The organism is Arthrobacter citreus, assembly GCF_038405225.1.
GTDB lineage: Bacteria > Actinomycetota > Actinomycetes > Actinomycetales > Micrococcaceae > Arthrobacter_B > Arthrobacter_B citreus_A.
The window spans coordinates 29,478-53,914 of sequence record NZ_CP151657.1; the positions used below are offsets into that span (position 1 = coordinate 29,478).

Annotated in this window: 18 protein-coding genes; 12 read left to right on the forward strand and 6 right to left on the reverse strand. The window is 64.6% G+C overall.

Annotated features, from left to right (window positions below; all coding sequences use genetic code 11):
* Nucleotides 1-744: 744 nt before the first annotated feature.
* Nucleotides 745-1,815, forward strand: a complete 1,071-nt coding sequence (locus AAE021_RS00135; protein WP_342023686.1) for a hypothetical protein — start codon at nt 745-747, stop codon at nt 1,813-1,815.
* Nucleotides 1,816-2,192: 377 nt separating this feature from the next.
* Here AAE021_RS00135 and AAE021_RS00140 read toward each other — a convergent pair whose 3' ends face one another.
* Nucleotides 2,193-4,154, reverse strand: a complete 1,962-nt coding sequence (locus AAE021_RS00140) for a bifunctional DNA primase/polymerase (RefSeq protein ID WP_342023687.1) — start codon at nt 4,152-4,154, stop codon at nt 2,193-2,195.
* Nucleotides 4,155-4,963: 809 nt separating this feature from the next.
* A complete protein-coding gene (locus AAE021_RS00145; protein ID WP_342023688.1) occupies nt 4,964-5,647 on the reverse strand; it encodes a hypothetical protein in 684 nt (227 codons plus the stop codon).
* Between the two features lie 116 nt (nt 5,648-5,763).
* Between AAE021_RS00145 and AAE021_RS00150 the strand changes: the two genes are divergently transcribed.
* The 3 genes from AAE021_RS00150 (at nt 5,764) to AAE021_RS00160 (ending at nt 6,682) form a co-directional block, all read left to right on the forward strand.
* Complete coding sequence (locus AAE021_RS00150) at nt 5,764-5,859, forward strand: DUF4244 domain-containing protein (RefSeq protein WP_342023689.1); 96 nt, start codon at nt 5,764-5,766, stop codon at nt 5,857-5,859.
* Nucleotides 5,860-5,862: 3 nt separating this feature from the next.
* Nucleotides 5,863-6,225, forward strand: a complete 363-nt coding sequence (locus tag AAE021_RS00155) for a TadE family type IV pilus minor pilin (RefSeq protein WP_342023690.1) — start codon at nt 5,863-5,865, stop codon at nt 6,223-6,225.
* Between the two features lie 154 nt (nt 6,226-6,379).
* A complete protein-coding gene (locus AAE021_RS00160) occupies nt 6,380-6,682 on the forward strand; it encodes an Rv3654c family TadE-like protein (RefSeq protein WP_342023691.1) in 303 nt (100 codons plus the stop codon).
* 57 nt (nt 6,683-6,739) lie between these two features.
* On the opposite strand, the gene AAE021_RS00165 is transcribed toward AAE021_RS00160, so the two are convergent.
* Together AAE021_RS00165 and AAE021_RS00170 are read right to left on the reverse strand one after the other, a co-directional pair.
* Nucleotides 6,740-9,181 carry a DEAD/DEAH box helicase gene (locus tag AAE021_RS00165; RefSeq protein WP_342023692.1) on the reverse strand — a complete coding sequence of 814 codons (2,442 nt, stop codon included), beginning with the start codon at nt 9,179-9,181 and terminating at the stop codon, nt 6,740-6,742.
* 114 nt (nt 9,182-9,295) lie between these two features.
* Nucleotides 9,296-9,946: a GNAT family N-acetyltransferase gene (locus AAE021_RS00170; RefSeq protein WP_342023693.1), complete on the reverse strand. Its 651-nt coding sequence runs from the start codon at nt 9,944-9,946 to the stop codon at nt 9,296-9,298.
* Between the two features lie 82 nt (nt 9,947-10,028).
* Between AAE021_RS00170 and AAE021_RS00175 the strand changes: the two genes are divergently transcribed.
* The 7 genes from AAE021_RS00175 (at nt 10,029) to proC (ending at nt 20,487) form a co-directional block, all read left to right on the forward strand.
* Nucleotides 10,029-10,922: a rhodanese-related sulfurtransferase gene (locus AAE021_RS00175; protein ID WP_342023694.1), complete on the forward strand. Its 894-nt coding sequence runs from the start codon at nt 10,029-10,031 to the stop codon at nt 10,920-10,922.
* A 94-nt stretch (nt 10,923-11,016) separates the two neighbouring features.
* Nucleotides 11,017-12,876, forward strand: coding sequence for an FAD-binding protein (locus AAE021_RS00180; RefSeq protein WP_342023695.1), 1,860 nt, complete (start codon nt 11,017-11,019; stop codon nt 12,874-12,876).
* A gap of 71 nt (nt 12,877-12,947) precedes the next feature.
* Nucleotides 12,948-14,687 carry a DUF7059 domain-containing protein gene (locus tag AAE021_RS00185; RefSeq protein WP_342023696.1) on the forward strand — a complete coding sequence of 580 codons (1,740 nt, stop codon included), beginning with the start codon at nt 12,948-12,950 and terminating at the stop codon, nt 14,685-14,687.
* Nucleotides 14,688-14,860: 173 nt separating this feature from the next.
* Nucleotides 14,861-17,593: a type I DNA topoisomerase gene (gene topA, locus AAE021_RS00190; protein WP_342023697.1), complete on the forward strand. Its 2,733-nt coding sequence runs from the start codon at nt 14,861-14,863 to the stop codon at nt 17,591-17,593.
* Between the two features lie 88 nt (nt 17,594-17,681).
* Complete coding sequence (locus AAE021_RS00195; RefSeq protein WP_342023698.1) at nt 17,682-18,776, forward strand: Ppx/GppA family phosphatase; 1,095 nt, start codon at nt 17,682-17,684, stop codon at nt 18,774-18,776.
* Nucleotides 18,777-19,607 carry a sugar phosphate isomerase/epimerase family protein gene (locus tag AAE021_RS00200; protein WP_342023699.1) on the forward strand — a complete coding sequence of 277 codons (831 nt, stop codon included), beginning with the start codon at nt 18,777-18,779 and terminating at the stop codon, nt 19,605-19,607.
* Nucleotides 19,608-19,632: 25 nt separating this feature from the next.
* Nucleotides 19,633-20,487 (forward strand): pyrroline-5-carboxylate reductase, encoded by an 855-nt coding sequence (gene proC, locus AAE021_RS00205; RefSeq protein WP_342023701.1) that lies wholly within the window; start codon nt 19,633-19,635, stop codon nt 20,485-20,487.
* 502 nt (nt 20,488-20,989) lie between these two features.
* Here the strand turns inward: proC and AAE021_RS00210 are convergent.
* Complete coding sequence (locus tag AAE021_RS00210) at nt 20,990-21,658, reverse strand: TrkA family potassium uptake protein (protein ID WP_342023702.1); 669 nt, start codon at nt 21,656-21,658, stop codon at nt 20,990-20,992.
* Nucleotides 21,651-23,060 (reverse strand): TrkH family potassium uptake protein, encoded by a 1,410-nt coding sequence (locus AAE021_RS00215; protein WP_342023703.1) that lies wholly within the window; start codon nt 23,058-23,060, stop codon nt 21,651-21,653. Before AAE021_RS00215 ends, AAE021_RS00210 begins: the two co-directional genes overlap by 8 nt.
* Nucleotides 23,061-23,202: 142 nt before the next feature.
* Between AAE021_RS00215 and AAE021_RS00220 the strand changes: the two genes are divergently transcribed.
* Nucleotides 23,203-24,411, forward strand: coding sequence for an acetoin utilization protein AcuC (locus AAE021_RS00220; protein ID WP_425362425.1), 1,209 nt, complete (start codon nt 23,203-23,205; stop codon nt 24,409-24,411).
* The last annotated feature ends 26 nt before the right edge of the window (nt 24,412-24,437 follow it).

Consider the following 24,437-nt stretch of genomic DNA (forward strand, 5'->3'; position numbering starts at 1 on the left):
TCACGTCGGCGGGCCAATCAGAACGAGAAGTGGTCAAGTAGGAGGCTGCTTCCAGTGCGGAGACATGTATGAGGGTGCTTCCCAGCCTTACCGTGACAGGGCATGCGGCACGGTGACAGTGTTTGAGCGCAACGCGCAGTTTTCGGTCATGCCCTGGCTTGAACCTCCCGCTGGTATTACCACCACACCCGCAGCAGCAATATTCAGGGCGGAAATCAACGATGGTGTTGGTCATGGTCGGTATGTCTCCGTTTCATAAGGGTTTACAGGCTTTGGGACCACGAATGGACGTGGCTTATGCGCCAAGGGTTCGAAGATGTGCAAGTAGCCTGAGAGTCGAACGCATCTATCGCGGTTCACAGTGTCCTCTTTGATGTGGTGGGTTTGTTGGTGCAAAAACCTCCAGCAAAACATGTGAATTCGGACCTTAACAATGTGGTTTAGTGCTGTGGATAACCCTGTGAATCGCAGAAGCGGTTGTCTGTGGCTGCCTCGTCATCCGAGGTGGTATTTCCTCAGCCTCGGGTGGGGTCTTCTGTGTATTCACGCGGTGTTTTGGGCCTTCCGGGCGGGCCCATTGCTCCGAGGTCCACGGAGACGCCATCGGAATGAGCACCCAGTACAGGGGCTGGCAGTGCGGTGTGCAACCAAGGTGGACAGGAACTGTCATGAATGCTCGCTAAGGTTTAATCCAATTGGTTCGTGAGACTGGCTCACTGACCGGCTGTCAGGGGAACGCCGTAAATGATCTGGATCCACTATGCTCTTCAGACTCCGACGCCGGAGGTGACACTGTCCCCGGTTGAGCAGTTCGCGCGGAGCAACGCTGGGCTCATTAGCCTCGCCGTGCTCGCAATCGGTGCGCTCGCTCTCGTGGTGCCGATTTATCTTGATATCCGAAAGGAACGAAAAGCCAAGAAGGAACATGCAACCGCACCCAAGAAAATTTGGCTGCGGCGCGTCTGGCTCTGGGCTACGGACAAATGGAAAAGGCTCCGTACCCCGCTGGAAGGTCGAATGGATGTCAGAACCCAGCCCGTTGAAGCCCAGACCAAGACTGATGAACTGCGGCAGGAACGCGAGGACTGGAAAAACGACCACGAAGCGACGAGGGCCAAGCTGTTGGAGGCTCAAAACGAGGCCAGGGGTACACAAATCGAGCTGCAAGCGGCCCGCAGCCAACTGGACGTTGCCAGGTATGAGCGCCAAGAGGCGGAAACAAGGAACGTTCAGTTGGACCGAAAATTGGCGGCCCTGACCATGGAACGTGACGAGCTGGAAGCAAACCTTGTCAGAACCAGAATTCGACTCAATAAGCTGGATACCAAGGCCAGTGCGAGCCAAACGGATCTGGAGGCCGCATGCAAGGAGCGCGATGACCTCCGACAGCAAAAAGAGTTCATGAACGATGTGCTGAATGATTTTAGTCGGAAGCAACAGAACGACCGAGCCAAGATCGCCAAACTGACTTCGCAGCTTGAGGAACGAAATAAACAAGCCAGCGTTGATTTCAAGGCCCCGGATATTGACCCCGAATGGTTCATCACCGGCAATGACGCGGGACTGCGACTGCACCACCTGCGGGGCGACACGGTCAGGCATGTCTACGTCAAAGCCGCTGTCCATGGTGTCGCAGTGACCGGCGGGATCATGGACCCAATGTTCGAGGGTAGCGAACTCCAATTTGATGTAAGGCCCCGCTACGCTCATCTGGACCCCGACGGCAGAGACTTTTACGTGCATTGGACGGACGCTAAAGGCGAAGAGCGCAGTGCACATCTTGAATCCCATTTGGAGACAGATCCTCCGTTCTGAACCTCGCGCGTGCGCGCGCGGTCGGACTGCCTTCCGTGGAATATTCATCCCTCGGCCCCCTGTCGGTCTAACCGATCAACCTCCAGGAGCAACGCCCGGATCCGTGCGTTACGGTCCAGCCGTTCCTGCAGACTTTTCGGGAAACTGTCGCCCATCTTGCGTTTCATACGCTCCAACTCCAGTCGCTGCTGCCGATCCAACATTTCCTTACCTCCTTGGTGTTCCGAATTGGAGCCGCACTCACTGCGGCAGGTGGGGTGTGGCGCGGCGGGTGACGGCTCCCCTTCGGGGAGGAGCCGCACCGCCGCACTGCGCGGACACACTCTCAACCACCCAGTGCGGCCAAGCGCAGCTCCAATGCGGCTGGCCGCACTGGATCAGTAGGCAAGCACGGTCTGGCCCGATGTCGTGAAAGTGGGTCTTCCGCCCTTCATCGGCCCGTTCAATGTCAGCCGCCCAGAGTCAGTCAGAGCTTTGATCGCGGCGTTCTTCCTGTCCTTACTTGCGGACAACTCAGCGCTTCCGTGTATATCCCGTGCGCTGGCACCATTTGGCTCGCAGGACCTCACGAACTGGAATATCTGCTCCACCAATTCCAGATGTTCCGGAGCTTCGCCGTCGCCCAGCACTGACAATCGGCGCATCGTGACGTCGTAGGCCAGGCGGGTTTTACCCACCCAAACATCGCGGCCTTCTGCCGCGATGGACCTGTTGCCCCGCGAATCCTTTACCATCGTCATGTTGGTATCCGCCCAGTCATTCAAACGTGTCGCACCCCTGGCCCGCGCAGGTTCATCAGGGTTACCTCGTCCCGTGTGGGTCACGAGCACCAACTCCGAGACCTTAGCCAGGCGTTTGATCTCGTCGAGATGCTCTAGGAACAAACCGACATCGGTGTTGCTGTTCTCGTCCAATCCCGATGCGGCCCGGGCGAACGGGTCAATCACCCATACCTGCACCTCATTGGCTTTCAACTGTTCCGCCACCCACTGTTTGCCCGCATCGGTGGTGAGGATTCCGCGCCGACCCCGAAGATGCGACAACATCACTGCGTTGGTGTCGGTGATCCCGGATTCTCTGAGCCAACGGACTTGCTGCGCCTCGGTCAGTTCAAAGTTGAACAACGCAACCTTGCCGACCAACGGTGTGGTTTTGAACTCCCCGAGAAACCGCTCGCCGTTAACCAGGCTGCGGACCAGATTCTGCACCAACGTGGTCTTCCCCGTTTTATATCCGGCAGCGATCACGAGGTTGCCTCCTGCTTGCAGCAACCCTTCGACCAACCAGGGTTCGTCCTCTTCTGGAAGCTCCAACTCCTCGGCAAGTGTGCGCATCGACGGCGGCTGCTCGAAGTCCCGCAACTGCTGCTCCTGCTTGAACAGGAGCTTCGCCTCGTCCATGACCTTCAGCCGCTGCAGTTGTTCCTGGACTTGTCTGCGGTGGTGTTCGTCCACAGTCAGCTTGGCTCGCGGATCATCTATTCCACGGGTCAGGCCTGAGCTAATGGTCCGATGTATCTCTTGGGGGTCTAATCCCGCCGCCTTAGCTGCACTGGCCAGGACTTCTCGGACGAGCGTCTCTGACAGGTCAGCCCCGACTAATTGACCTAGGTTCATTGCAGCCCGGTTCAAAGTGTCATTGCGCTTCCCCTCTGGAGCTTCCCGTACTAAAGCCAGCTCGCGGTCGAGCGCGGCGTAAACCGCTGCTGATCCCACCGGCTCGGTGTGGGTTCTCGTAGGAGCCAGCATTCCCGTTGTGTGTTCCCGCTCTTGGGACTCCTTGCTGCGTTTCTTGGGTGTCAGGAGTGCCAGTAGGGCTTCAGGTGCCTTAGGCAGCTCCGAGATCCGGGGTAACGGACTCCCTGCGTCGACGCGGTACGTCTTGCCGCCCAAGACAGACCCCGGGCCGACGACCAGACCGCCCTGCCCCCGGATATCCACGCCTTCAGCGACCGTTCCAGCGCTATTGCGAATCTGAGAGCCCCGGAAGTACCGGTGCTGGCCCCCAGTTGTCGTATGCACGGTGAACGCGTCAGGCAGGTTGAGTACCTCGGTCAGCTCCTCCCACGCCACGACGCCGTTCTTGCCTCCCTTGATGTCTAGGTCAACGACCACCAGCTCGGACTTGCCGGTGTCGATGCCGTAACCTGCGGTGGGCCATTTGGTGAACCAGCCACGGATGGTGGATTCATCCCGAGTGGATTCTTCTTGCCATTTCACCAGCGGGCGTTTGCGCCCGCTAGATAATTCCATTGGCAGGACAAAATAACCCTTGGATGCTGCGTCCAGCGCTGCTTGCAGTTGTTTCTTGGTGTTTACGGGTGCTGGGAGCTTTACCATGTCTGGTCCACCTCCGGCTGGCCGACCTTGGGTATCAGGTTGGTCCGCAGGTTCGTAGCGGTTCTGTCCCGGATTCTCATTCGTCCTGTCGCTTCCGAGTCACGTCCAGCGTCGCACCAGGGACATCCAGATTTGTCGACACCACGGTTGCGGTGGTTCGTGTTGTGCGCACCGAGGTTGGGTTGGTTCTTGTGTAGGGCCGATAGTTTGGCTCGTGCTGCTGGATCGGACATTTGGTTCTTCGCGGCTTCGCTCATTCGGCGTCGGCCTTCATCCGAGATGGCCATTACGCGGCTTCCTCCTGGGCGGTCTCGACCGGGTTGGAAAACAGCAGCCGCAGGAGCCGTTCGAATGACGCTGGGGGTAGAGGTTCTGATTCGAAATGGACGTGGCTATGCATGGGCGTTCCTTGGGTAAGAAACGAGATGGGGGATTGCTCTCGCCAGGTCCGGGAGCTTTTCTCCCGGCACCTTTGTCACTGGTGGCCCAGTGCCCCCTGGTTCGATCCGCCGACTGGATCGGTGGATCGCCATGCTAGGAACCTCTTACCGGCATCTTGATGTCCGACCTCGCCGTGGCGCAGGTGCTGATTCCGAGATTTATACAATCACGACCCTTCCTGCTCATGCGTCGGAGCAGTCCGGACACAGCTCTGCCACCGGTAGCGTTCTGGGACTTATTCGCCCTAGCCCGGTGGCAGAGTTGCTATTAAGTTTTAGAGGAGGACCCCAGTACCCGAGTTACACCAGGATCAGTCCAACAGGCACCGGGGAGGGTGCGCAACTCCGGAACGGCGCGGCAAAGAGGGTCTACTCGACGACTTGGAACCGGGCGAAATCACGCACGGCCCGAATTGCCCGCTGGAGTCGAGCCAATTCGTCAAAAGCAGGAGCAGAGCGACGGTATCCCACCGGATCGGCCAGCGACACGCCCGCTCTTGCCTCGTACGACGACACACCCTCTCCGCTCGTGGCTTCAAGCATGACTCGTCGCCATGCCGCGTCAGTCATCGCGGACTGTTTGGCCTCGGAGTACTTGACCGCATTGCTGTCGTCTAGCTCAGCCAGGCGGGTGAGCACTCGCTCTTGAATTTCGGCCACGATGTCTGAGGCGTCCTTCCGGCTGGCCTCAAGAACCGTCGGGTACTTGTCGAGAATCGCTGCCAGCCGGAACTGGTCACCTCCCCGAATCAGCACTTCCAAAGAGCGGCCAGCTGCCTCCAGCTGCTGAACTTTGGCCCACTCGTTGTTCGCGACCGCCACTGAGTCTGCATCCAGAGGTCGAAGCTGGTTCAGAGCGGCCTCCCGTGCGGCATCGGAGGACTTCGCAGCGGTTTCGGAGGGGAGAAACTCCAGAAGTTGCTTCTCGGCCTCGCGGAGGCGACGGAAGCGCTCAGCGTTGACCTCGTCCGGAACCAGTCTCTTGTCTTCAAACGCCACTGCGTCACTAGCCTGCTCGACGAACCTAACAAACGTATCGGTGTATTTACCCAAGGTGTCCTCCTTCAATATTCAGCCCCGACGGTTGCCGGTAGCCCTCAAGCCTCCGAAGCGGCCTCGACAACGAACCTGAATGGCGGGAACACCGCGACACGGGGACCTTGGCTGCCGTGGCGTTTGCTGCCCTGTTGGTTGCCGTGCTGGGCAGCGGCGAGGTGCGGTCACTGCTGATGGGACTGATCCGCAGCGCCCTCACGCTGGGCTAGCGGATGGTTCGGAAGTACCCGGACGGCCGGTCCTCGCGCGGCGCTGTTACCGCTGAACTCGCGGTGGGATTGCCGGCCGTGGCTGTGCTTTTGGCCGCGGTGCTCACCGGCGTGGCCGCAGGAATCACCCAGCTTCGGGTGGAAGAAGGGGCTCGGGCGGCGGCACGGGAGATCATGCGCGGAGACAGCACCGGGGCTGAGGCCGCCGCCCGGCGTATTGCCGGACCCGAAGCGCAAATATCGGTTTCGGCGGACGGAGACTGGCTGCGCGTGCAGGTTGACTCAGCTGTTGCCGCCCCGCTGCTGGACCGGCTGCCGCTGGTGCTCTCCGCCTCGGCGGCGGCCCTTCCGGAATCCCTGCCGTAGGGGAGGGCGCCATGAGTCGGTGGGTGCGAGTGAGGAAGGGAGAGATGCAGTGAGGTCGCGTGGGCGGGGAAAGGGATCATGTGGGACAGGAACGCGACTGCGGGGGAGGAGAGAACCCGGTGAGCGCGGATCGGGCACGGTCCTGGTCCTGGGATTGGGACTGCTGCTGCTGATCCTCTTGGGAGCGGTGCTGCTGTTGCTGCAGTCGGCGGTGGCGGCCGAAAGGTCCGCCACCGCGGCAGATCTTTCCGCGCTGGCGGCTGCTGACACCGTCCGGGGCCTCCGTTCGGGTGACCCCTGTGCGGTGGCGGGGGAGGTCGCGGCACGCAACGGCGCGGCTTTGACCGGTTGCGCGGTCAACACCGCTGATCAGAGCGTCCTGGTGGGCACCGAGGTGGGGCTTCGTCTGCTGCCGTGGCCCGCAACGGGGCAAGCCCGGGCGGGACCGCCACCGTGAACGGTTCTGCCGCCGGTAATGGCGGGATGGTCCGGCGAGATGGACGGGCGATCCGGTCTACCCGGCGGCGGGCCCGGTCTGACCGGCGGCAGGCCCGGTAGTCCGCAAGGCTCCAACTGGCGCTGCTGCTGACGCTGAGGCTGACGCTGATGCTGACGCCGCTGCCGGATCAGCATCCCGGCCGCGGGCGGAGTCCAGCAGCACCTGCAGCAGTGTCACGGCCCCGGCCTTGGACAGCGGATTGTTCTTGTTGCCGCACTTGGGGGACTGCACACAGGACGGGCAGCCGCGCTCGCATTCACAGGCGCGGATGGCATCCCGGGTAGCGGTCAGCCACAGTTCGGCGGCCTCGTAGGCGCGCTCGGCGAATCCGGCTCCGCCGGGGTGGCCGTCGTACACAAAAATGGTCGGCTTCTCGGTGTCGGCGTGCAGTGCCGTGGACACTCCGCCGATGTCCCAGCGGTCGGAGGTGGCGATCAGCGGGAGCATTCCGATAGACGCGTGTTCGGCGGCATGCAGCGCACCGGGGAAATCGGCGGGGATCAAACCCGCATCGGTGAGCAGATGCTCACCGATGACAAACCACACGGCCTTGGTGAACAGCTCCTTGGCCTCCAGCTCCAGCGGCTCCTCGCCCAGGATCTCGTTCGAAATCAGGGCCTTGCGCTGGAAGGAGACCACCTGTGTGGTGACCTTGACGGTGCCGAAGCAGACCTGGATTTCACCCCAGTGCGTTGTCCGCTCCGTCTCCATGACCTCAATTTGGGTGATGTCGCGGGCCTGGGTGTAAAACTCGGGGTTGCCGCGGGTCACCATGGCGCAGTGGTCCGCCTCATTGAGCTCATCCACCATGAACGTCTGTCCCTGGTGGACATAGACCGCTCCGGTATGGGCCTGGTATTGGCTTTGCGGGGCATCCATGGTGCCCAGCAGCATGCCGGTGTCGGATTCCACAATGTTGATGGGTCCGCCGCCGGCGGCACGCAGGTTCACCATGGCAGCGGCGCTCTCGGAGTGGGTCCAAAACCAGCCCGATGGGCGGCGGCGCAGATAGCCCTGTTCCACCAGCTGGTCCAGCAGCCCGGCGGCGGTGGGTCCGAACAACTCCCGCTCATCCGGGGTCAGCGGTATTTCCGCCGCCGCGGCGCACAGGTGCGGGCCCAGGACATAGGGATTGGACGGGTCAAAGACGGTGGCTTCCACGGAAATATCGAAGATCGCCTCCGGATGGTGCACCAGATAGGTGTCCAGCGGATCGTCACTGGCCACAAACGCGGCCAGCGCGTCCTGCCCGGAACGGCCGGCCCGGCCAATCTGCTGGAACAGGGACGCACGGGTGCCCGGCCAACCGGCCACCAGCACGGCGTCGAGCCCGGAAATGTCAATCCCCAGTTCCAGGGCTGAGGTGCTGGAAATCCCCAGGAGTTCACCGCTGCGCAGCCGACGCTCCAGCTCGCGCCGTTCCTCCGGCAGGTAGCCGGACCGGTACGCGGCCACCCGGTCCGGCAGTGACGGATGCACCTCGTCCAGGAGCCGGCGGGTGATGGAGGCTATGGTTTCGGCGCCGCGCCGGGACTTGATAAAGGCAATGGTGCGGACCTGCGCGGACACCAGGTTAGCCAGCAAATCCGATGTTTCGGCAATCACCGTCCGGCGGGAGCGGGCACCGTTTTCACCTTTCATGTCGGTCAGCTGCGGTTCCCACAGCGCCACCGTGGTGGCACCGTGCGGGGAGGCATCGCGGGTCACCGCGGTCACCTCGCCACCGATGAGCCGGCCGAAGGACTGCGCCGGATCAGCGGAGGTGGCCGAAGCACCGATGAACACCGGGTTGGCCCCGTAGTAGCGGCAGATCCGCCGCAGCCGGCGCATCAGGTTTGCGACGTTGGAACCGAACACGCCGCGGTAGCTGTGGGCCTCGTCGATGATGACGTACTTGAGCCGGCGGAAGAACCTCGCCCACCAGGCATGGTTGGGCAGCACGCCAAAGTGCAGCATGTCGGGATTGGCCAGCACCAGGTTGGCGTGGTCCCGGATCCAGCGCCGGGCACCCGGGTCCGTGTCGCCGTCGTACGTTTCGGCACGCACGGTGGGCAGCTTCAGGGCGTTGACGGCGGAAAGCTGGTCCGCAGCCAGGGCCTTAGTGGGCGCCAGATACAGGGCCACCGATCCGGTTGGCTCCAGGGTGACCCGGTCATCCAGTGCGGTGCGGTGAATCTCATCCAGGACCGGCAGCAGATAGGCCAGCGACTTACCGGACGCGGTGCCGGTGGAAATGATCGTGTGGTTCCCGGCGTGGGCGGACTGCGCCGCTTCAATCTGGTGGCGCCACGGCTCATGCACGCCCACCTGGGAATAGGCGGCCACGACGTCGGGATGAGCCCAGTCCGGCCACGGCACCGGAACAGCCGTGCGGGCGGGTATTTCGTGCACATGGACCAGCTGTTCCGGGTCGGCACCGGAGCCGAGCAGGGGGATCAGGGAATCATGTAAGGCCACTTTGTCATTCTCCCACCGGAGGCCGGGACCGCTGCCGTTAAACACGGCTGCTCAGCCGCAGGCTGAAACTGCGGATTCTTCCCGCCGGCAGGGATGCCCTGTTGGACGAAACGCTTACAGCCTCGGCTCGAACATCACCACGCTGGCCAGGTTTTCCCAGCCCAGATACCGGTACAGTTCCAGGCCTTCGGCGGTGGTCACCAGCAGGCCGGCGTCGACGTCGTGCTCCAGGGCCAGCGCAGTCAGGGCGCGCATGACATAACTGCCCAGCCCGCGGCGGCGGAACCCGGGTTCGGTGATGATGCGGTCATAAACCGCGAGGTCGTCCACCACAGCAACGCTGCCGCGGGCCGCCGGCTCGCCGTTGGACGTGACCAGGACGGTGCCGATCTTGTCACCGCGGATCGTTTCGGCTTCGAAACCGTCAAGCGGGACCGGATCTTCGATGTCCTGGCCGTTCATGTCCAGGGACATGAACACCTCATCCGCGGAGCGCACGTTTAATCCGTGCACCAGGGCGGCACCGTGGATCTCGTTCGTGCGGCTGGTGACGATGGTGAACAGACGCTCCGGACTCTTGCGCGCTGAGGAAGCGAGCGCCGCGAACTCATCGTGGGAGGGTTCCAGCGCAAAGTACTCCCAGTCATTGGTCCTGTCATGCAGGAACGCGGAGGGGAAGCGGCCCTCCCGGCGTGTCTGGTAACCGCGGGCCTGGGCCCAGCCGGTCACCCAGGCCTCGAGCAAATCGTCGTTCAGCACTCTCATGAATGAACACTAACGGGGGAGGCAGGGGAACGGTACGGGTGCTGATGAAATACAGTGTCCCGCCGCGGTCTACCCTTGATGTGTGTCTTTGAATCGAATTGTTTTGTATTACGCGTTCACGCCCCTGCCGGATCCGGAGGCGGTGCGCCTGTGGCAGCGCGCCCTCTGCGAAAAACTCGGGCTCCGCGGGCGGATCCTGATTTCCCCCGACGGCATTAACGGAACCGTCGGCGGCCCCCTGGATGCCATCAAGGCGTATGTGAAGGCGACCCGGGAGTACCCGGCCTTCAAGAAGATGGACATCAAATACTCCGACGGCGGTGCCGAGGACTTCCCGCGCCTGAGCATCAAGGTGCGCGAGGAGATTGTGAGCTTCGGCGCTCCCGGCGAATTAAAGGTCGACGACGGCGGCGTGGTGGGCGGCGGCACGCACCTGCGGCCGGAGCAGCTGCATGAGCTGGTCGAGGAAAAGAAGGCCGGCGGTGAGGAAGTGGTCTTCTTCGACGGACGCAACGCCTTTGAGGCCCAGATTGGCCGGTTCAAGGGAGCCGTGGTGCCCGATGTGGCCACCACGCATGACTTCATCGCCGAACTGGACTCGGGCAAGTACGACGATCTCAAGGACAAGCCCGTGGTCACCTACTGCACCGGCGGGATCCGCTGCGAAGTGCTTTCCTCGCTGATGGTCAACCGCGGCTTCAAAGAGGTTTACCAGATGCAGGGCGGCATTGTCCGCTACGGCGAGACCTACGGCGACAAGGGACTGTGGGAGGGCTCGCTGTACGTGTTCGACAAGCGAATGCATACGGAGTTCACCGACGAGGCCGTCACGATTGGAACCTGCGTGCGCTGCGAGGCGCCCACGAGCAAGTTCGAGAACTGCTCCAACCCGTCCTGCCGGAAGCTGACCCTGTACTGCGCCGACTGCTCCTCGGATCCGAAAACCCTGCGCTGCCCGGACGGCTGCACGGAGTAGGTAAAGGCGGGCAGCCTGCGGGGTTGCCCTGCCCTGTAGCATGCGTCACAGCACCGGACACCGACGTCCGGGGCAGGAGCGCAGGGGGCAGACCATGACGCAGGAGTACGCAGACACCACCGATACCAGGACAGCAGCGGACAGCACCGCAAGCAACAGCACCGCCACAGACAAACCCGCGGCGGATGAAACTTCAGCCGGCACAACAGCCGGCGCACCAGGCGCCCAAGTAGCGCCGGACGTCATCGATCACTGGGACCGCATCGTTGACGTCCTGGTGGTCGGCACCGGCGCCGCAGCCCTGACCGCTGCCATTACGGCGGCCGGGCAGGAGCAGGACGTCCTCCTGGTGGAAAGCACCGATGTCTGGGGAGGCACCACCTCCGTCTCCGGCGGCGGGCTGTGGATGCCCAACAATCCCCTCATGGCCAAGGCCGGGGTGCCGGACAGCACCGAAAAGGCCCTGACCTACATGGAAACGGTGATTGCCGACGTCGGCCCCGTATCCTCCCGCGAACGCAAGCTCGCCTTCCTGAACGCCATCCCCGAGGTCGTGACACTGCTGGGCTCACTGGGCGTACAGTGGATGCGGTCCAAGGACTACCCCGACTACTACCCGGACAAGCCCGGCGGCATGATCGGCCGGTCGCTGGAGGTCAAAGCCTTCGACACCAAGGAACTGGGCACCTGGTTCAAGTCCTCCCGCGCCGCAAAGTCGGGGATCCCCGTGCCCCTGGCAACCGATGACGTCTGGGAATTGTCCCGCGCCTGGTCCACCCCGAGCGGCTTCATCCGCGGGGCCCGCTTTGTCTTCCGCACCCTCGGCGGCTTCGCCCGGGGCAAGCGGCTGTACGGGCTGGGAGGCGCCCTCTCCTCCTCGCTGATGCACATTGTGCGCCAGCAGCAGACACCGGTGTGGCTGTCCTCCCCACTGGTGGACCTGATCCAGGACGACGACGGCGCGGTGGTGGGCGCCGTCGTCGTCCACCGCGGGCGCAGGGTGCGGATCCGGACCCGCAAAGGCGTGGTGCTGGGGGCCGGCGGGTTTGCCCGGAATGCGAAGTGGCGCAAGAAGTATCACGGGCTGGACCAGGAATACTCCTCGGCCCCGGAAGGAGACCAGGGGGACGTCATTGATCTGGTGGCTCAGCGCGGGGGAGCCCTGGCTCTGATGGACGACGCGTGGTGGGGGCCGTCCACGGTGGCGCCCGGCGGCGGCGTGGCCTTCTCGCTGGCCGAACGCTCCATGCCCCACTCGCTGGTGGTCGATTCCTCCGGCGAGCGGTATCTGAACGAGTCCGAGTCCTACGTGGACTTTGGGCACCACATGCTCGAGCGCGACAAAACGGTACCGGCCAACCCGTCCTGGCTGGTCATGGAGGCACGGCACCGTCGCCGCTACCTGTTCTCGGCCATCATGGTGGGGCGAAAGAAATGGGCTGCCGAAGGACTGCTGCTGCAGGCCGGCACCGTGGCCGAACTGGCCGAAAAGATGGGTGTTCCCGCGGCCGGCCTGGTCGCCACTGTGCAGCGGTTCAACGGCTTTGCCCGCACCGGCGTGGACACGGACTTCGGCCGCGGCAACACCGCCTATGACAACTACTACGGCGATCCGGGCGTGAAACCGAACCCCAACCTCGGCGCCCTCGAGAAGGGGCCGTTTACTGCGGTGCGGCTGTATCCCGGGGACCTGGGCACCAAGGGCGGGCTGGTGACGGACGCGGAGGCCCGGGTGCTGCGCGAGGACGGATCGGTGATGGAGGGCCTGTACGCCGCCGGCAACACCACGGCTTCGGTGATGGGCCGGACCTACCCCGGTGCCGGCGCCACCATTGCTCCGGCCGTGGTGTTTGGGTATCTGGGGGCCCTTCACGCCGCGGGACGGAACGCCGGTTCGGGGGCCGGGCAGGAGGCCCGGCGGACGGCCCGGCCGATGAGCGCGGAAACAGCCTAGGAGCGGGGTGCGCCGGACGGCACGGGCGGCACCGGAACGGACGCCGCCACCGCCAGCCATAAACTGGAGCGGTGACTGATTTCGCCGGTGTTCCCGATGCACCCCAGAGTTCCGACCTTCCGCTGCTCGAGGCCCTCGCCTCGGATCTTTCCGACGCCCGCTACACGGTGGACGGCGTAGCCGACTTCCTGGGGGAGTCCGCCGCAGCCGCACTGGGCCGCGACCAGCTGGTCCCGGCGCTCCTGCGCTGCCGCGGCGAGGCGCAGCAGGAGAACCCGGCCACGGTCAGCGTCATGATCCTGCTGTGGCTCGTGGGCGAGGATCTGGGCCGCGATCTGCTGGACGCAGCCTTTCCCCGGACCCGGACCGAGGGACTGCTGGCGCTCGGACTGCTGGAACCGGCAGCAGCGGCACCGGCAGGGGAAACCGGACAGGGTGCGGCGGCAGCGAGCTTCCGTGCGTCGGTTGACCTGCGGCCCTACGGGATTGCCGAACCTGAAACGGCAGACGCTGAAACGGCAGAACCTGAAGCCGTCGAACCTGAAACCGGCAACCTCTGGGTGGCCAGCGACCTCGGCGCCCATCAGCGTCCGGGCGTGCTGCGCCACGACCATGTGCTGGGGATTGGGCAGGCATCGCTGAGCCTGGCCCAGCTGACCGTCCGCCGGAACGTGGACCGCGCCCTGGATCTGGGGACCGGCTGCGGAATCCAGGCGTTCCACCTGCTTCGGCATGCCCGGCACGTCACGGCCACGGACATTTCCGAGCGTGCGCTCGCCTTCACCCGCTTCAACCTGCTGCTTAATGCTCCGGCGCTGGATCTGGATCCGCAGCAGCTGCAGGACCGGGTGTCGCTGCGCAGAGGCAGCCTGCTGGAGCCTGTGGCCGGAGAAAAGTTCGATCTGGTGGTGTCCAACCCGCCGTTTGTCATTACTCCGCGCAACGCGGGAGAGGATCCCGAAGGCCGCTTTACCTACCGCGACGGCGGGATGGCCGGGGATGAGATTGTTGCCACCCTCGTGCGGTCCCTGCACCGGGTGCTGGTTCCGGGCGGAACGGCTCAGATGCTCGGTAACTGGGAGATCCAGGGTAGTGATGTTGCCGACACTGTGGAGTTGGACGTCAAGGGCGCAGAGACCGAAACCGAGGGTGGGGGATCACCGCGGTGGTCTTCGCGCATCGAGTCATGGCTGCCGCCGGAAACCGATGCCTGGGTCATCCAGCGTGAAGTTCTGGAACCTGCCGAGTACGCGGAAATGTGGCTGCGGGATGCCGCCGAAAACCGGGACCGGGCCGAGTATCTGTCCTCCTATGCCGCATACCTGGCCGATTTCGCCTCCCGCGCGGTGACTGCCGTCGGCTTCGGCTCCCTGTTCCTGCGGCGCCGGGCCACCCCTGACGCCGCACCGCTGCGCCGCTTCGAGGAGATCACGCACGCGCTGGAACAGCCCGTGGGACCGCACCTGGGCGCCGCCGTCGGGCGCTTTGACTGGCTGGCGGCGCATCCCTCGCTCCAGAACGAATTCCTGGAGGTGGCCGACGACGTCACTGAGGAACGCCACGCGCGGCCGGGAGCGGAGCATCCGGGCGTGATCCTGCTGCGCCAGGGGGCCGGCCTTCGCCGCACCAACCTGATGAGCACGGAGCTGACCGGCTTTGTTTCCGCCAGCGACGGCGAACTGTCAGTGGGGCAGATCATCGGCGCCCTGGCGGCCCTGCTGGGGCGCACAGATCCGGAGTTTTCCAGCTCACTGGAAGCCGAGGTCCGGAACCTGGTGCTGGACGGATTCCTGATCCCCGCGTCCCGCTAAGGGCCGCACGGAAGCCTCCACTGTTTTGGGAGGCGGGTCAGCAACTCCCATTCGCAGCAGTTACCCTAGTGCTGGGGCATCCCGCATACTGTCTGAGGATGAACCGGGCCAGGCACCAGAGCCTATGGCGCGGCCCCTTACCCTTTGAACCACCTTCGTTACGTAGGAGAACAGTGCCAGTTAAGGCGAGCGACAAGAAGACCGGCAAGAAGTTAGTCATTGTCGAGTCTCCCGCCAAGGGCAAGACCATTGCCGGCTATTTGGGCGAGGGCTTCGAGGTGACGGCCTCCATGGGTCATATCCGCGATCTTCCGCAGCCGTCGGATCTGCCGGCCGAGCTGAAGAAGACTGCCGTCGGCAAGTTCGCCGTGGATCTCGACAACGACTTCGAGCCGTACTACGTGGTCTCCTCGGACAAGAAGAAGAAGGTTGCCGAACTCAAGGCCGCCCTCAAGGACGCCGACGAACTCTACCTCGCAACTGACGGTGACCGTGAAGGTGAAGCCATTGCCTGGCACCTGCTCCAGGTGCTCAAGCCCAAGGTCCCGGTCCACCGCCTGACCTTCCCCGAAATCACCAAGGAAGCCATCCAGCGCGCCCTGCTGGAAATGCGCGACGTCGACGTCGCCATGGTGGATGCGCAGGAAACCCGCCGCATCCTGGACCGCCTCTACGGCTACGAGATCTCCCCGGTGCTGTGGCGCAAGGTTGCCCGCGGCCTGTCCGCCGGCCGCGTCCAGTCCGTCGCCACCCGCCTGGTGGTGGAGCGCGAGCGTGAACGCATGGCGTTCCGCCCCGCCTCCTACTGGGACCTGCTGGGTACCTTCGCCACCGGTGCTGCCGAAACCTTCAAGGCCAAGCTGGTCTCCGTGGACGGCGCCCGCGTCGCCACCGGCAAGGACTTCAGCGACCTGGGCCAGCTCAAGGCCAAGTCCGTGGCCCACCTGGATGAAGCGGCAGCCACCTCGCTGGCCGCGAACCTGGAATCGGCGTCGTTCTCCGTCCGCTCCGTGGACACCAAGCCGTACACCCGCCGTCCCGCCGCGCCGTTCACCACGTCCACCCTTCAGCAGGAGGCCGGCCGCAAGCTGCGCTACTCCTCGAAGGTGACCATGCAGGTGGCGCAGCGGCTGTATGAAAACGGCTACATCACCTATATGCGTACGGATTCCCCGGCGCTGTCGGACCAGGCCATCAACGCCGCCCGCCGGCAGGCCTCGGAACTGTACGGACCGGAATATGTGCCCGAGGCGCGCCGCGTCTACAAGGGCAAGTCCAAAAACGCGCAGGAAGCCCACGAGGCCATCCGCCCCGCCGGTGACTCCTTCCGCACCCCGGCACAGGTTGCTTCCTCCCTGCGCGGCGACGAATTCAAGCTCTACGAACTGATCTGGAAGCGCACCGTCGCTTCTCAGATGGCCGATGCAAAGGGCTCGACGGCGTCAGTCCGCCTGGGCGCGGTGGCCTCCGACGGCCGCGACGCCGAGTTCTCGGCCTCGGGTACGGTCATCACGTTCCGCGGCTTCATGGCCGCCTACGAAGAGGGCCGCGACGCGGCACGCGACGACGACGCCGAAGGCACCGAGGGCGCCCGCCTGCCCGTGCTGAAGGCCGACGATGCGCTGACCGCCGCCGAGCTGAACGCCGTCGGACACGAGACCTCCCCGCCGCCGCGCTACACCGAAGCCTCGCTGGTGAAGGTCTTGGAAGAGCTCGGCATCGGCCGTCCGTCCACCTATGCCGCCACCATCTCCACCATCATGGACCGCGGCTACGTCACCAACCGCGGCCAGGCCCTGGTGCCGAGCTGGATCGCGTTCTCCGTGGTGCGGCTGCTCGAAGAGCACTTCACCAACTACGTGGACTATGACTTCACGGCTGAACTCGAAGAGGACCTGGACCGCATTGCCCGCGGCGAAGCCGGCCGCGTGGAATGGCTGAACCAGTTCTATTACGGCGACCGCGTGGACACCGGGCTGCACACGATCGTGAACGACCTCGGCGAAATTGATGCCAAGGCGATCAACTCGATCGAGATCGCCCCGGGCATTACCCTGCGCGTGGGCAAGTTCGGGCCGTACCTGGAGCGCCCGCTGCCCGCTGACGCACCCGAAGGCACCGAGCCCGAGCGCGCCAACGTCCCCGAGGACCTGGCCCCCGATGAGCTGACCGCCGAAAAGGCGATCGAGCTGATGGAAACGGCCGGACCGGAAGAACGCGTGCTCGGCGAGGACCCGGAAACCGGACGCACCATCGTGGCCCGCAACGGCCGCTACGGTCCGTACGTAATCGAGCTGATCCCCGAGGTCACCGCCGAGGAACTGGCCAACCAGCCGGTGGAGTACTACAAGAACGGCAAGCCCAAGCCGCCGAAAAAGCCGGTCAAGGCCAAGCCGCGCACCGGATCGCTGTTCAAGTCGATGAGCGTGGAGACTGTCACGCTCGAGGAAGCGCTGAAGCTGATGAAGCTCCCGCGCGTCCTGGGCACCGACGCCGAGGGCAACGAGATCACCGTGCAGAACGGCCGCTTCGGCCCGTACCTGAAAAAGGGAACGGACTCGCGGTCCATCGGTTCGGAAGAGGAAATCTTTACCATCACGCTGGAACAGGCGCTGGAAATCTACTCCCAGCCCAAGCAGCGCGGCGGCCGGCAGGCAGCGGCTCCGCTGGCCGAGTTCGGCACCGACCCGGTCTCCGAGAAGCCCATTGTGGTCAAGGACGGCCGGTTCGGTCCGTACATCACCGACGGCATCACCAACATCACGGTGCCCCGGTCCACGGCCATCGAGGAGCTCACCCGCGAGCAGGCCATTGAGCTGCTGGCGGAGAAGCGCGAGAAGGGTCCGGCCAAGAAGCCTGCGGCCCGCAAGCCTGCGGCGCGCAAGCGCACACCGGCGAAGAAGTAGGGCGCCGACTGGCCCCGGCCAATCCCGTTACCGCCGGGACGGAGCTGCCCTGTACGGGAGCTGCGTTCCGGCGCGGGATAATGGTGTCATGCGTTTAGGCGTCCTCGACATCGGATCCAACACCGTCCACCTCCTGCTGGTGGACGCCCATCCGGGTGCCCGGCCGGTGCCGTTTGCGTCCCACAAGCGGCCGCTGTCACTGATCGCGTACATGGACGACGACGGCGCCATCACCGAGGCGGGCCAGCGCGAGCTGATCAATTTTGTTGCCGAGGCCGGGGAATTTGCCCGCCGGCACCGAGCCCAGGACCTGCTGGCCTTCTGCACCTCGGCCATCCGGGAAGCCGCCAACGGCGAGACCGTGCTGGCCCGGGTGGAGAATGAAACCACTGTCCGGCTGAAGGAACTCAGCGGAACCGATGAGGCGTCACTGACCTTCCTCGCGGTGCGCCGCTGGTACGGCTGGGGCGCCGGAACCCTGCTGGACCTGGACATCGGCGGGGGATCCTTTGAAATGGCGCAGGGCCCCGACGAACTGCCGGAAACCGCACTGTCCCTGCCCCTGGGAGCCGGACGGCTCACCCGCGACTGGCTCACCGGAGACCCGCCCACGGCCAAGAGCATCAAGAAACTGCGCAAGTACATCCGCGGCTGCGTCCAGGAAGCCGCCGGCGAATTTGCGGAGTACGGACGGCCGGACCTCGCCGTTGGCACGTCCAAGACCTTCCGGTCACTGGCCCGCATCGCCGGCGCCGCGCCCTCGGCTGCGGGCCCGTACGTCCGCCGGCAGCTGCTGCGCACCGACCTCGGACTGTGGACCAAGCGGCTGGAAACCATGTCCATCGATGACCGCGGCAACCTCGGCGGGGTTTCGCCGATCCGTGCGGCGCAGGTGCTCGCCGGAGCAATGACGGCGCATGCGGCCATGGAAGCCTTCGATCTTCCGGTGCTCGAGATCTGTCCCTGGGCGCTGCGCGAGGGTTTGCTGCTGCAGCGTTTCGATACCCTGCGCTTCGAATCCGACGGTCCGCTTCCGGAGAGCCCGCGTCCGGCCGCCCCGGTTCCGGACGTCCCGCCGTCGGCCCCTGCGCCGGCCGTTCCGACGTCGGCTCCTGCGCCGGCAAGCGCGCCTGAACCTGCACGGGCAACCGTTCCCAGCACCTTCTACGGAAAGTCCAGCTGAATGACGATTTCATCCAAGATCTCCAAGGCCGAGGACAACAGCACGCCGTTTATTCCGGTGGCCCTGTCCAGCGCCTCCGTCTATCCGCTAAGCGTGCACGACACCTTCGCCGTCGCCCACGACCTGGGTTATGACGGCGTCGAGGTCATGGTCACGGGCAGCAACGACAGCCAGAACCCGCAGACCCTGAACGCGCTGAGCGAGCGTTACGGCCAGCCGATCATGGCCATCCACGCGCCCACCCTCCTGCTGACCCAGCAGGTGTGGGGCAAGGCATGGACCAAGATTGAGCTGTCCGCCGCCATGGCCGCCGAGGTGGGCGCCACCACGGTGGTGGCCCATCCACCGTTCCGCTGGCAGTCCGGCTACGCCGAGAACTTTGCCGAGGGAGTGCGCCACATTTCCGAACAGTACGGCGTGACCATCGCCGTCGAAAACATGTACCCCTGGCGGGTCCGCGGGCGCGAAGCCAAAGCCTACCTTCCACACTGGAATCCGGTGACGGAGCCGTACGATCACGTCACTTGGGACTTCTCCCACGCCGCCATTGCCGGGATGGATTCCTACGAGGAACTGCGCAAGCTCGGCAGCCGCCTGCACCACGTCCACCTGACCGACGGCACACCCAACGGCCGCGACGAGCACATGCTGCCCGGCGAGGGGACCCAGCGCTGCGCCGAAGCCCTGCAGTACCTGGCCGAGACCGGGTATGCGGGCGTGGTGGCCATCGAAGTCAGTACCCGCAAGGTCAAGGGAGCCGGCGAGCGGGAGGACCAGCTGAAACAGACGCTGGACTTCGCCCGCATGAACCTGGGCCAAATCTCGGAGTAGCGCCGTCCGTGACAGAATCGGGGGCATGGATACCGGAACTCTGAATCTGACCTTTTTGGGCTGCGGCTCAATGAACGAAGCCATTCTCGGCGGCATCCTTGCCGGCGGAATGCCCGTGTCCCAGGTGAGCGCCACCGTGCGGCGCCCTGAGCGGGCCGAAGAGCTGCGCGGGCGCTATGACGGGCTTACGGTGCTGGCCGGCAACGAGGACCCGGAGGCCAACCGCACTGCTGCGGCCGGTGCCGACGTCGTCGTTCTCGGCGTCAAGCCCGTCGGCGTCGCGGCGCTGCTTTCGGAGATTGCCCCCGTCCTGCATCCGGGAACCGTGGTCATCAGCGTAGCCGCCGCCGTTTCGCTCGAGATGCTGGAAGCCGGGCTTCCCGAAGGCCAGCCCGTCATCCGCTCCATGCCCAATACCCCGTCCCGCCTGGGCCGCGGCGTGATTTCGATTTCCTCCGGGACCAACGCCACCGAGGCAACCATGTCGCTGGCCGCCGAGCTGTTCTCCGCCACCGGACGGGTGGTGCAGGTTCCGGAGGAGCAGGTCGACGCCGTGTCGGCTGTGAGCGGCTCCGGCCCGGCCTACGCTTTCTACCTGGCCGAAGCCATGGCCCGCGCTGGCGAGGAACTTGGCCTGGATCCGGAGCTGTCGGCGGTGCTGGCCCGGGACACGGTCGCCGGGGCCGGCTACATGCTGGCCGAGCCCGGCGCTGATGCCGCAGTGCTGCGGCGTGCCGTGACCAGCCCCAACGGCACCACCGAGGCCGCCATTCGCAGCTTCGACGAGCAGGGGCTGCCGGACATCGTTGCCCGTGGCGCCCGTGCCGCGGCTGAACGCGCTGCCGAGATCACTGCGGAGCTTACTGCGGCGCAGAAGTAGCCCCTCGGGTTTTGCTGGGTCTGCCGGCCGGATCCTTCGTGCAGATAACGGGGTTTCGGGTGTCCTGCCGGGATCTTTCGTGCAGATAACGGGCTTTCGGGTGTCCTGCCGGGATCCTTCGTGCAGATAAGGGGCCTTCGCCAGATCCTTCGTGCAGATAACGGGGTTTCGGGGGTCCTGCCGGGATCTTTCGTGCAGATAACGGGCTTTCGTGGGTCCTGCCGGGATCCTTCGTGCAGATAAGGGGCCTTCGCCTGATCCTTCGTGCAGATGAGGGGCTCAAAAGGGAAAATATCCCCGGTTTGGGCCCGTTATCTGCACTATGGAATGCGGGATAGCCCCGGATCTGCACGATAGGTGCATTGAGGATGGCGGAAACCGGCACACGGAGCGGTTTGGCTACTGGAACCGCCCTTTGGCTCCGGCAACTCCCGGAACCGCTCTTTGGCTTCGGCAACCGCCGCAACCGCCACAATCGCCGCAGCCTCGCGGCAAGCCGCTGCTACGGCCTGGCGGCGAACCGCTCGAGCAGGTCCACGTGCCCGGAAACGATCAGCATGTCCCTGGACGAGACCTTGGTGTCCGCCCGCGCATAGGTGAAGTCCTCGCCCGGGGACTTCACTCCCACCACGGTTACGCCGTACTTGGACCGCACGTTGGATTCGCCCAGCGTGAAGCCCTGGGTCTCGCGCGGCGGGTACATTTTCACGATGGCGAAGTCGTCGTCGAACTCAATGAAGTCCAGCATCCGACCGCCCACCAGGTGCGCCGCGCGCCGGCCGGCGTCGGCCTCCGGGTAAATCACGTGGTTGGCGCCGATGCGGGTCAGGATCTTGCCGTGGGCGGACGTGATCGCCTTGACCCACAGGTGTTCAATTCCCAGATCCACCAGGTTCACGGTGATCAGCACGCTGGATTCGATGGAGGTTCCCACACCGACGACGGCGGAGGAGAAGTCCTGCGCGCCCAGCTGCTTCAGGGCGTCAATGTTGGTGGCGTCGGCCTGCACCACGTGGGTCAGGATGCCCGAGGCCTTTTGGACAAGGTTCGGATCCCGCTCGATGGCCAGGACCTCGCGGCCCTGCTTGACCAGCTGTTCGGCGGTGGCGGAGCCAAAGCGTCCCAGCCCGATCACCAGGACGGGAGCATTATGAGCTGGTCTGTCAGCCAATGATCGGCCTTTCCTCGGGGTAGTGGTAAAGCGTGTTGCGCTGTCGTGTGGCCAGAGCCGCCGCGAGGGTGATGGTACCCACGCGGCCGGCAAACATCAGAGCCGCAAGGAGGTATTTGCCTGCCGGCGGCAGCTCTTCACTCAGTCCTATACTCAGCCCAACCGTGGCAAAGGCGGAAATCACTTCGAACAGCACCGGTTCCAGGGTCTCTTCGGTGATGGCCAGCAGCGCCACGGTGGTTACAGCCACCAGGGTGGCGCCCAGGACCACCACGGAGATGGCAACGCGCATGGCGCCGAAGGCTATGGTCCGGCCAAAGGCCCGCACGTCCGAATCACCGCGTGCTTCGGCCACGATGGCCAGGAAGATGACGGCGAGGGTGGTGACCTTGATGCCGCCGGCCGTGGAGGCTGATCCGCCGCCGGCAAACATAAGCATGTCGGTGATCACCAGGGTGCTGGAATCCAGGTCCGACATGTCCACGAGGTTGAACCCGCCGGAACGGGTCATGACCGAAGCGAACACCGAGTGCAGGATCCGGTCGGCCACATTCATCTCGCCGATGGTCTGGGTGTTGAACCATTCGAAGGCACCCCAGAGAATACTGCCGCCCACCAGCAGGATGCTCGTCACCAACAGGGTCAGCTTGGTGTGCAGGTTCCAGCGCCGGATGTGGAGCTTGCTCTGCAGCAGGACCATGATTACCGGAAAGCCGAGGCTGCCGACAAAAACGCCCACCATCAGCGGCACCAGGATCCACAGATCTTCGTCATACGGAACCAGCCCGTCGGAGTGCGGGGTGAAACCGGCGTTGTTGAACGCGGAGACCGCATAGAACACTGCGTGCCAGAGGGCCTGGCCGGGGGACTCTCCCAGAATCATGAACCGGGGGGCCATGACCAGCGCCAGGATGAGCTCAATGGCCACGGTGGTGGTGACCACGATCCGCAGCAGCGAACCGACTTCACCCAAACGGCCGGTGTTCATGCCTTCCTGGGCAATCAGCTTTCCGCGCACGCCCAGCCGCCGGTTCACGGCCAGGGCCAGCAGCGATGCCATGGTCAGGATGCCCAAGCCGCCCACCTGGATGGCAATCAGGATCAGGACCTGGCCGAACCCGGACCAGTGGGTGGCCGTGGAGACCACCGTCAGCCCGGTGACGCAGACGGCCGAGACGGCGGTGAAGAAGGCATCGTACAAAGGCGTGACCTGTCCGCTGGCCGCCGATGCCGGCAATGACAGCAGGGCAGTGAACAGCAGGATCACCAGGGCGAAGACGATCAGGGCGAGCCGGGCCGGCGAGCTGGCAGCCAGCGCATCGACGAAGTCGCGCAGCGCGGAGAAAGCATTCATGGGTCGAAGCTGCCGCAGCTGCAGCCGGGGCTGCCGGATGGGTGCCATATTCGTGCTTGTTTCCTTGGTTCCAAGTGGGGCGCGGTGCTCTGCACAGAAGTAAACCACTGATGCGCGTCCGCGCAGCGGTCCGGGGGCGTGCCGCGGTGTCAGTCTCCTAGTATTGCTCAGATCGCGTAGCCTGTTCAGCATGATCAACCGCGGACTCAGTCTTCCGGTCATGCCGACCCGCATCATCTGGCACGAGTCCATGCTGGAGTACAACTTTGGCCTCGGCCATCCCATGAGTCCGCTGCGCCTGGACCTCACGGCCAGGCTGGCCAAGGATCTCGGGATTTTCGATCTGCCCGGTGTCTCCCTGGGGGAGCCGTTTGTCGCCACCGACCAGGAGCTCGGGATGGTCCACGGCAGCGAGTACATTGCCGGAGTCCGGCGGGTCAGCGAGGACCCGCGGTCATCCGAGGAGAAGTTCGGCCTCGGCACCGAAGACAATCCGGCCTTTGCCGGGATGCACGATGCCAGCGCGCGGCTGGTCGGCGGATCACTCGCTGCCGCTGATGCCGTGCTGTCCGGTGACGTGGTCCATGCCGTGAACTTTGGCGGCGGAATGCATCATGCGGCCGCTGAGCGTGCCTCGGGCTTCTGCATTTATAACGACGCCGCGGCCGCCATCGCGCGGCTGCTGGCCGGCGGTGCGGGCAAGGTCCTATACATCGACGTCGACGCCCACCACGGCGACGGGACCCAGAGCATCTTCTGGAACGACCCCCGGGTCATGACGATTTCCCTGCATGAAACCGGGTTGACGCTCTTCCCGGGCACCGGATTCGCCAACGAAACAGGAGGCCCCGGAGCCGAGGGAACCGCCGTCAACGTGGCGCTGCCGGCCCGGACGTCCGACGCCGGATGGCTGCGGGCCTTCCACGCGGTGGTGCCGCAGCTCGCCGAGGCCTTTGCCCCGGACGTGATTGTGAGCCAGCACGGCTGCGACAGCCATTTTGATGACCCGCTGACCAACCTGCGGCTGAGCGTCGACACGCAGCGGCAGGCGGCCCTGACGATCGCTGACCTGGCAGCCAACCTGTGCGGCGGCAGATGGATCGCGACCGGCGGCGGCGGCTACAACGTTGTTTCAGTGGTTCCCCGTTCCTGGAGCCTGCTCATGTCGGTGGCGGCCAACGGGCGGGTCCGGTGCAACACTCCGGTGCCCGACTCGTGGCGGGAGTACGTCAAGGAACGCTACGGGGAGGATTCCCAGCCCATGATGGGTGACGGCGTTGAGCTGTGGTGGAGATCCTGGGAAGTCGGATATGACCCCAACGATGAAATTGACCGCACCGTGATGGCCACCCGCAAGGAAGTCTTTCCGCTCCATGGACTGGATCCCTGGTTCGATTAGGCGGCGTTCCGCCGGGCGGCCCGGAC

What these genes read in the sequence shown, in the direction of transcription:
- AAE021_RS00140 (WP_342023687.1), bottom strand. Translation starts at nt 4,154, where the DNA reads ATGGTAAAGCTCCCAGCACCCGTAAACACCAAGAAACAACTGCAAGCA.
- AAE021_RS00200 (WP_342023699.1), top strand. Translation starts at nt 18,777, where the DNA reads ATGACGATTTCATCCAAGATCTCCAAGGCCGAGGACAACAGCACGCCG.
- AAE021_RS00215 (WP_342023703.1), bottom strand. Translation starts at nt 23,060, where the DNA reads ATGGCACCCATCCGGCAGCCCCGGCTGCAGCTGCGGCAGCTTCGACCC.
- AAE021_RS00220 (WP_425362425.1), top strand. Translation starts at nt 23,203, where the DNA reads ATGATCAACCGCGGACTCAGTCTTCCGGTCATGCCGACCCGCATCATC.
- AAE021_RS00170 (WP_342023693.1), bottom strand. Translation starts at nt 9,946, where the DNA reads ATGAGAGTGCTGAACGACGATTTGCTCGAGGCCTGGGTGACCGGCTGG.
- AAE021_RS00180 (WP_342023695.1), top strand. Translation starts at nt 11,017, where the DNA reads ATGACGCAGGAGTACGCAGACACCACCGATACCAGGACAGCAGCGGAC.
- AAE021_RS00135 (WP_342023686.1), top strand. Translation starts at nt 745, where the DNA reads ATGATCTGGATCCACTATGCTCTTCAGACTCCGACGCCGGAGGTGACA.
- proC (WP_342023701.1), top strand. Translation starts at nt 19,633, where the DNA reads ATGGATACCGGAACTCTGAATCTGACCTTTTTGGGCTGCGGCTCAATG.
- AAE021_RS00155 (WP_342023690.1), top strand. Translation starts at nt 5,863, where the DNA reads ATGGTTCGGAAGTACCCGGACGGCCGGTCCTCGCGCGGCGCTGTTACC.
- AAE021_RS00195 (WP_342023698.1), top strand. Translation starts at nt 17,682, where the DNA reads ATGCGTTTAGGCGTCCTCGACATCGGATCCAACACCGTCCACCTCCTG.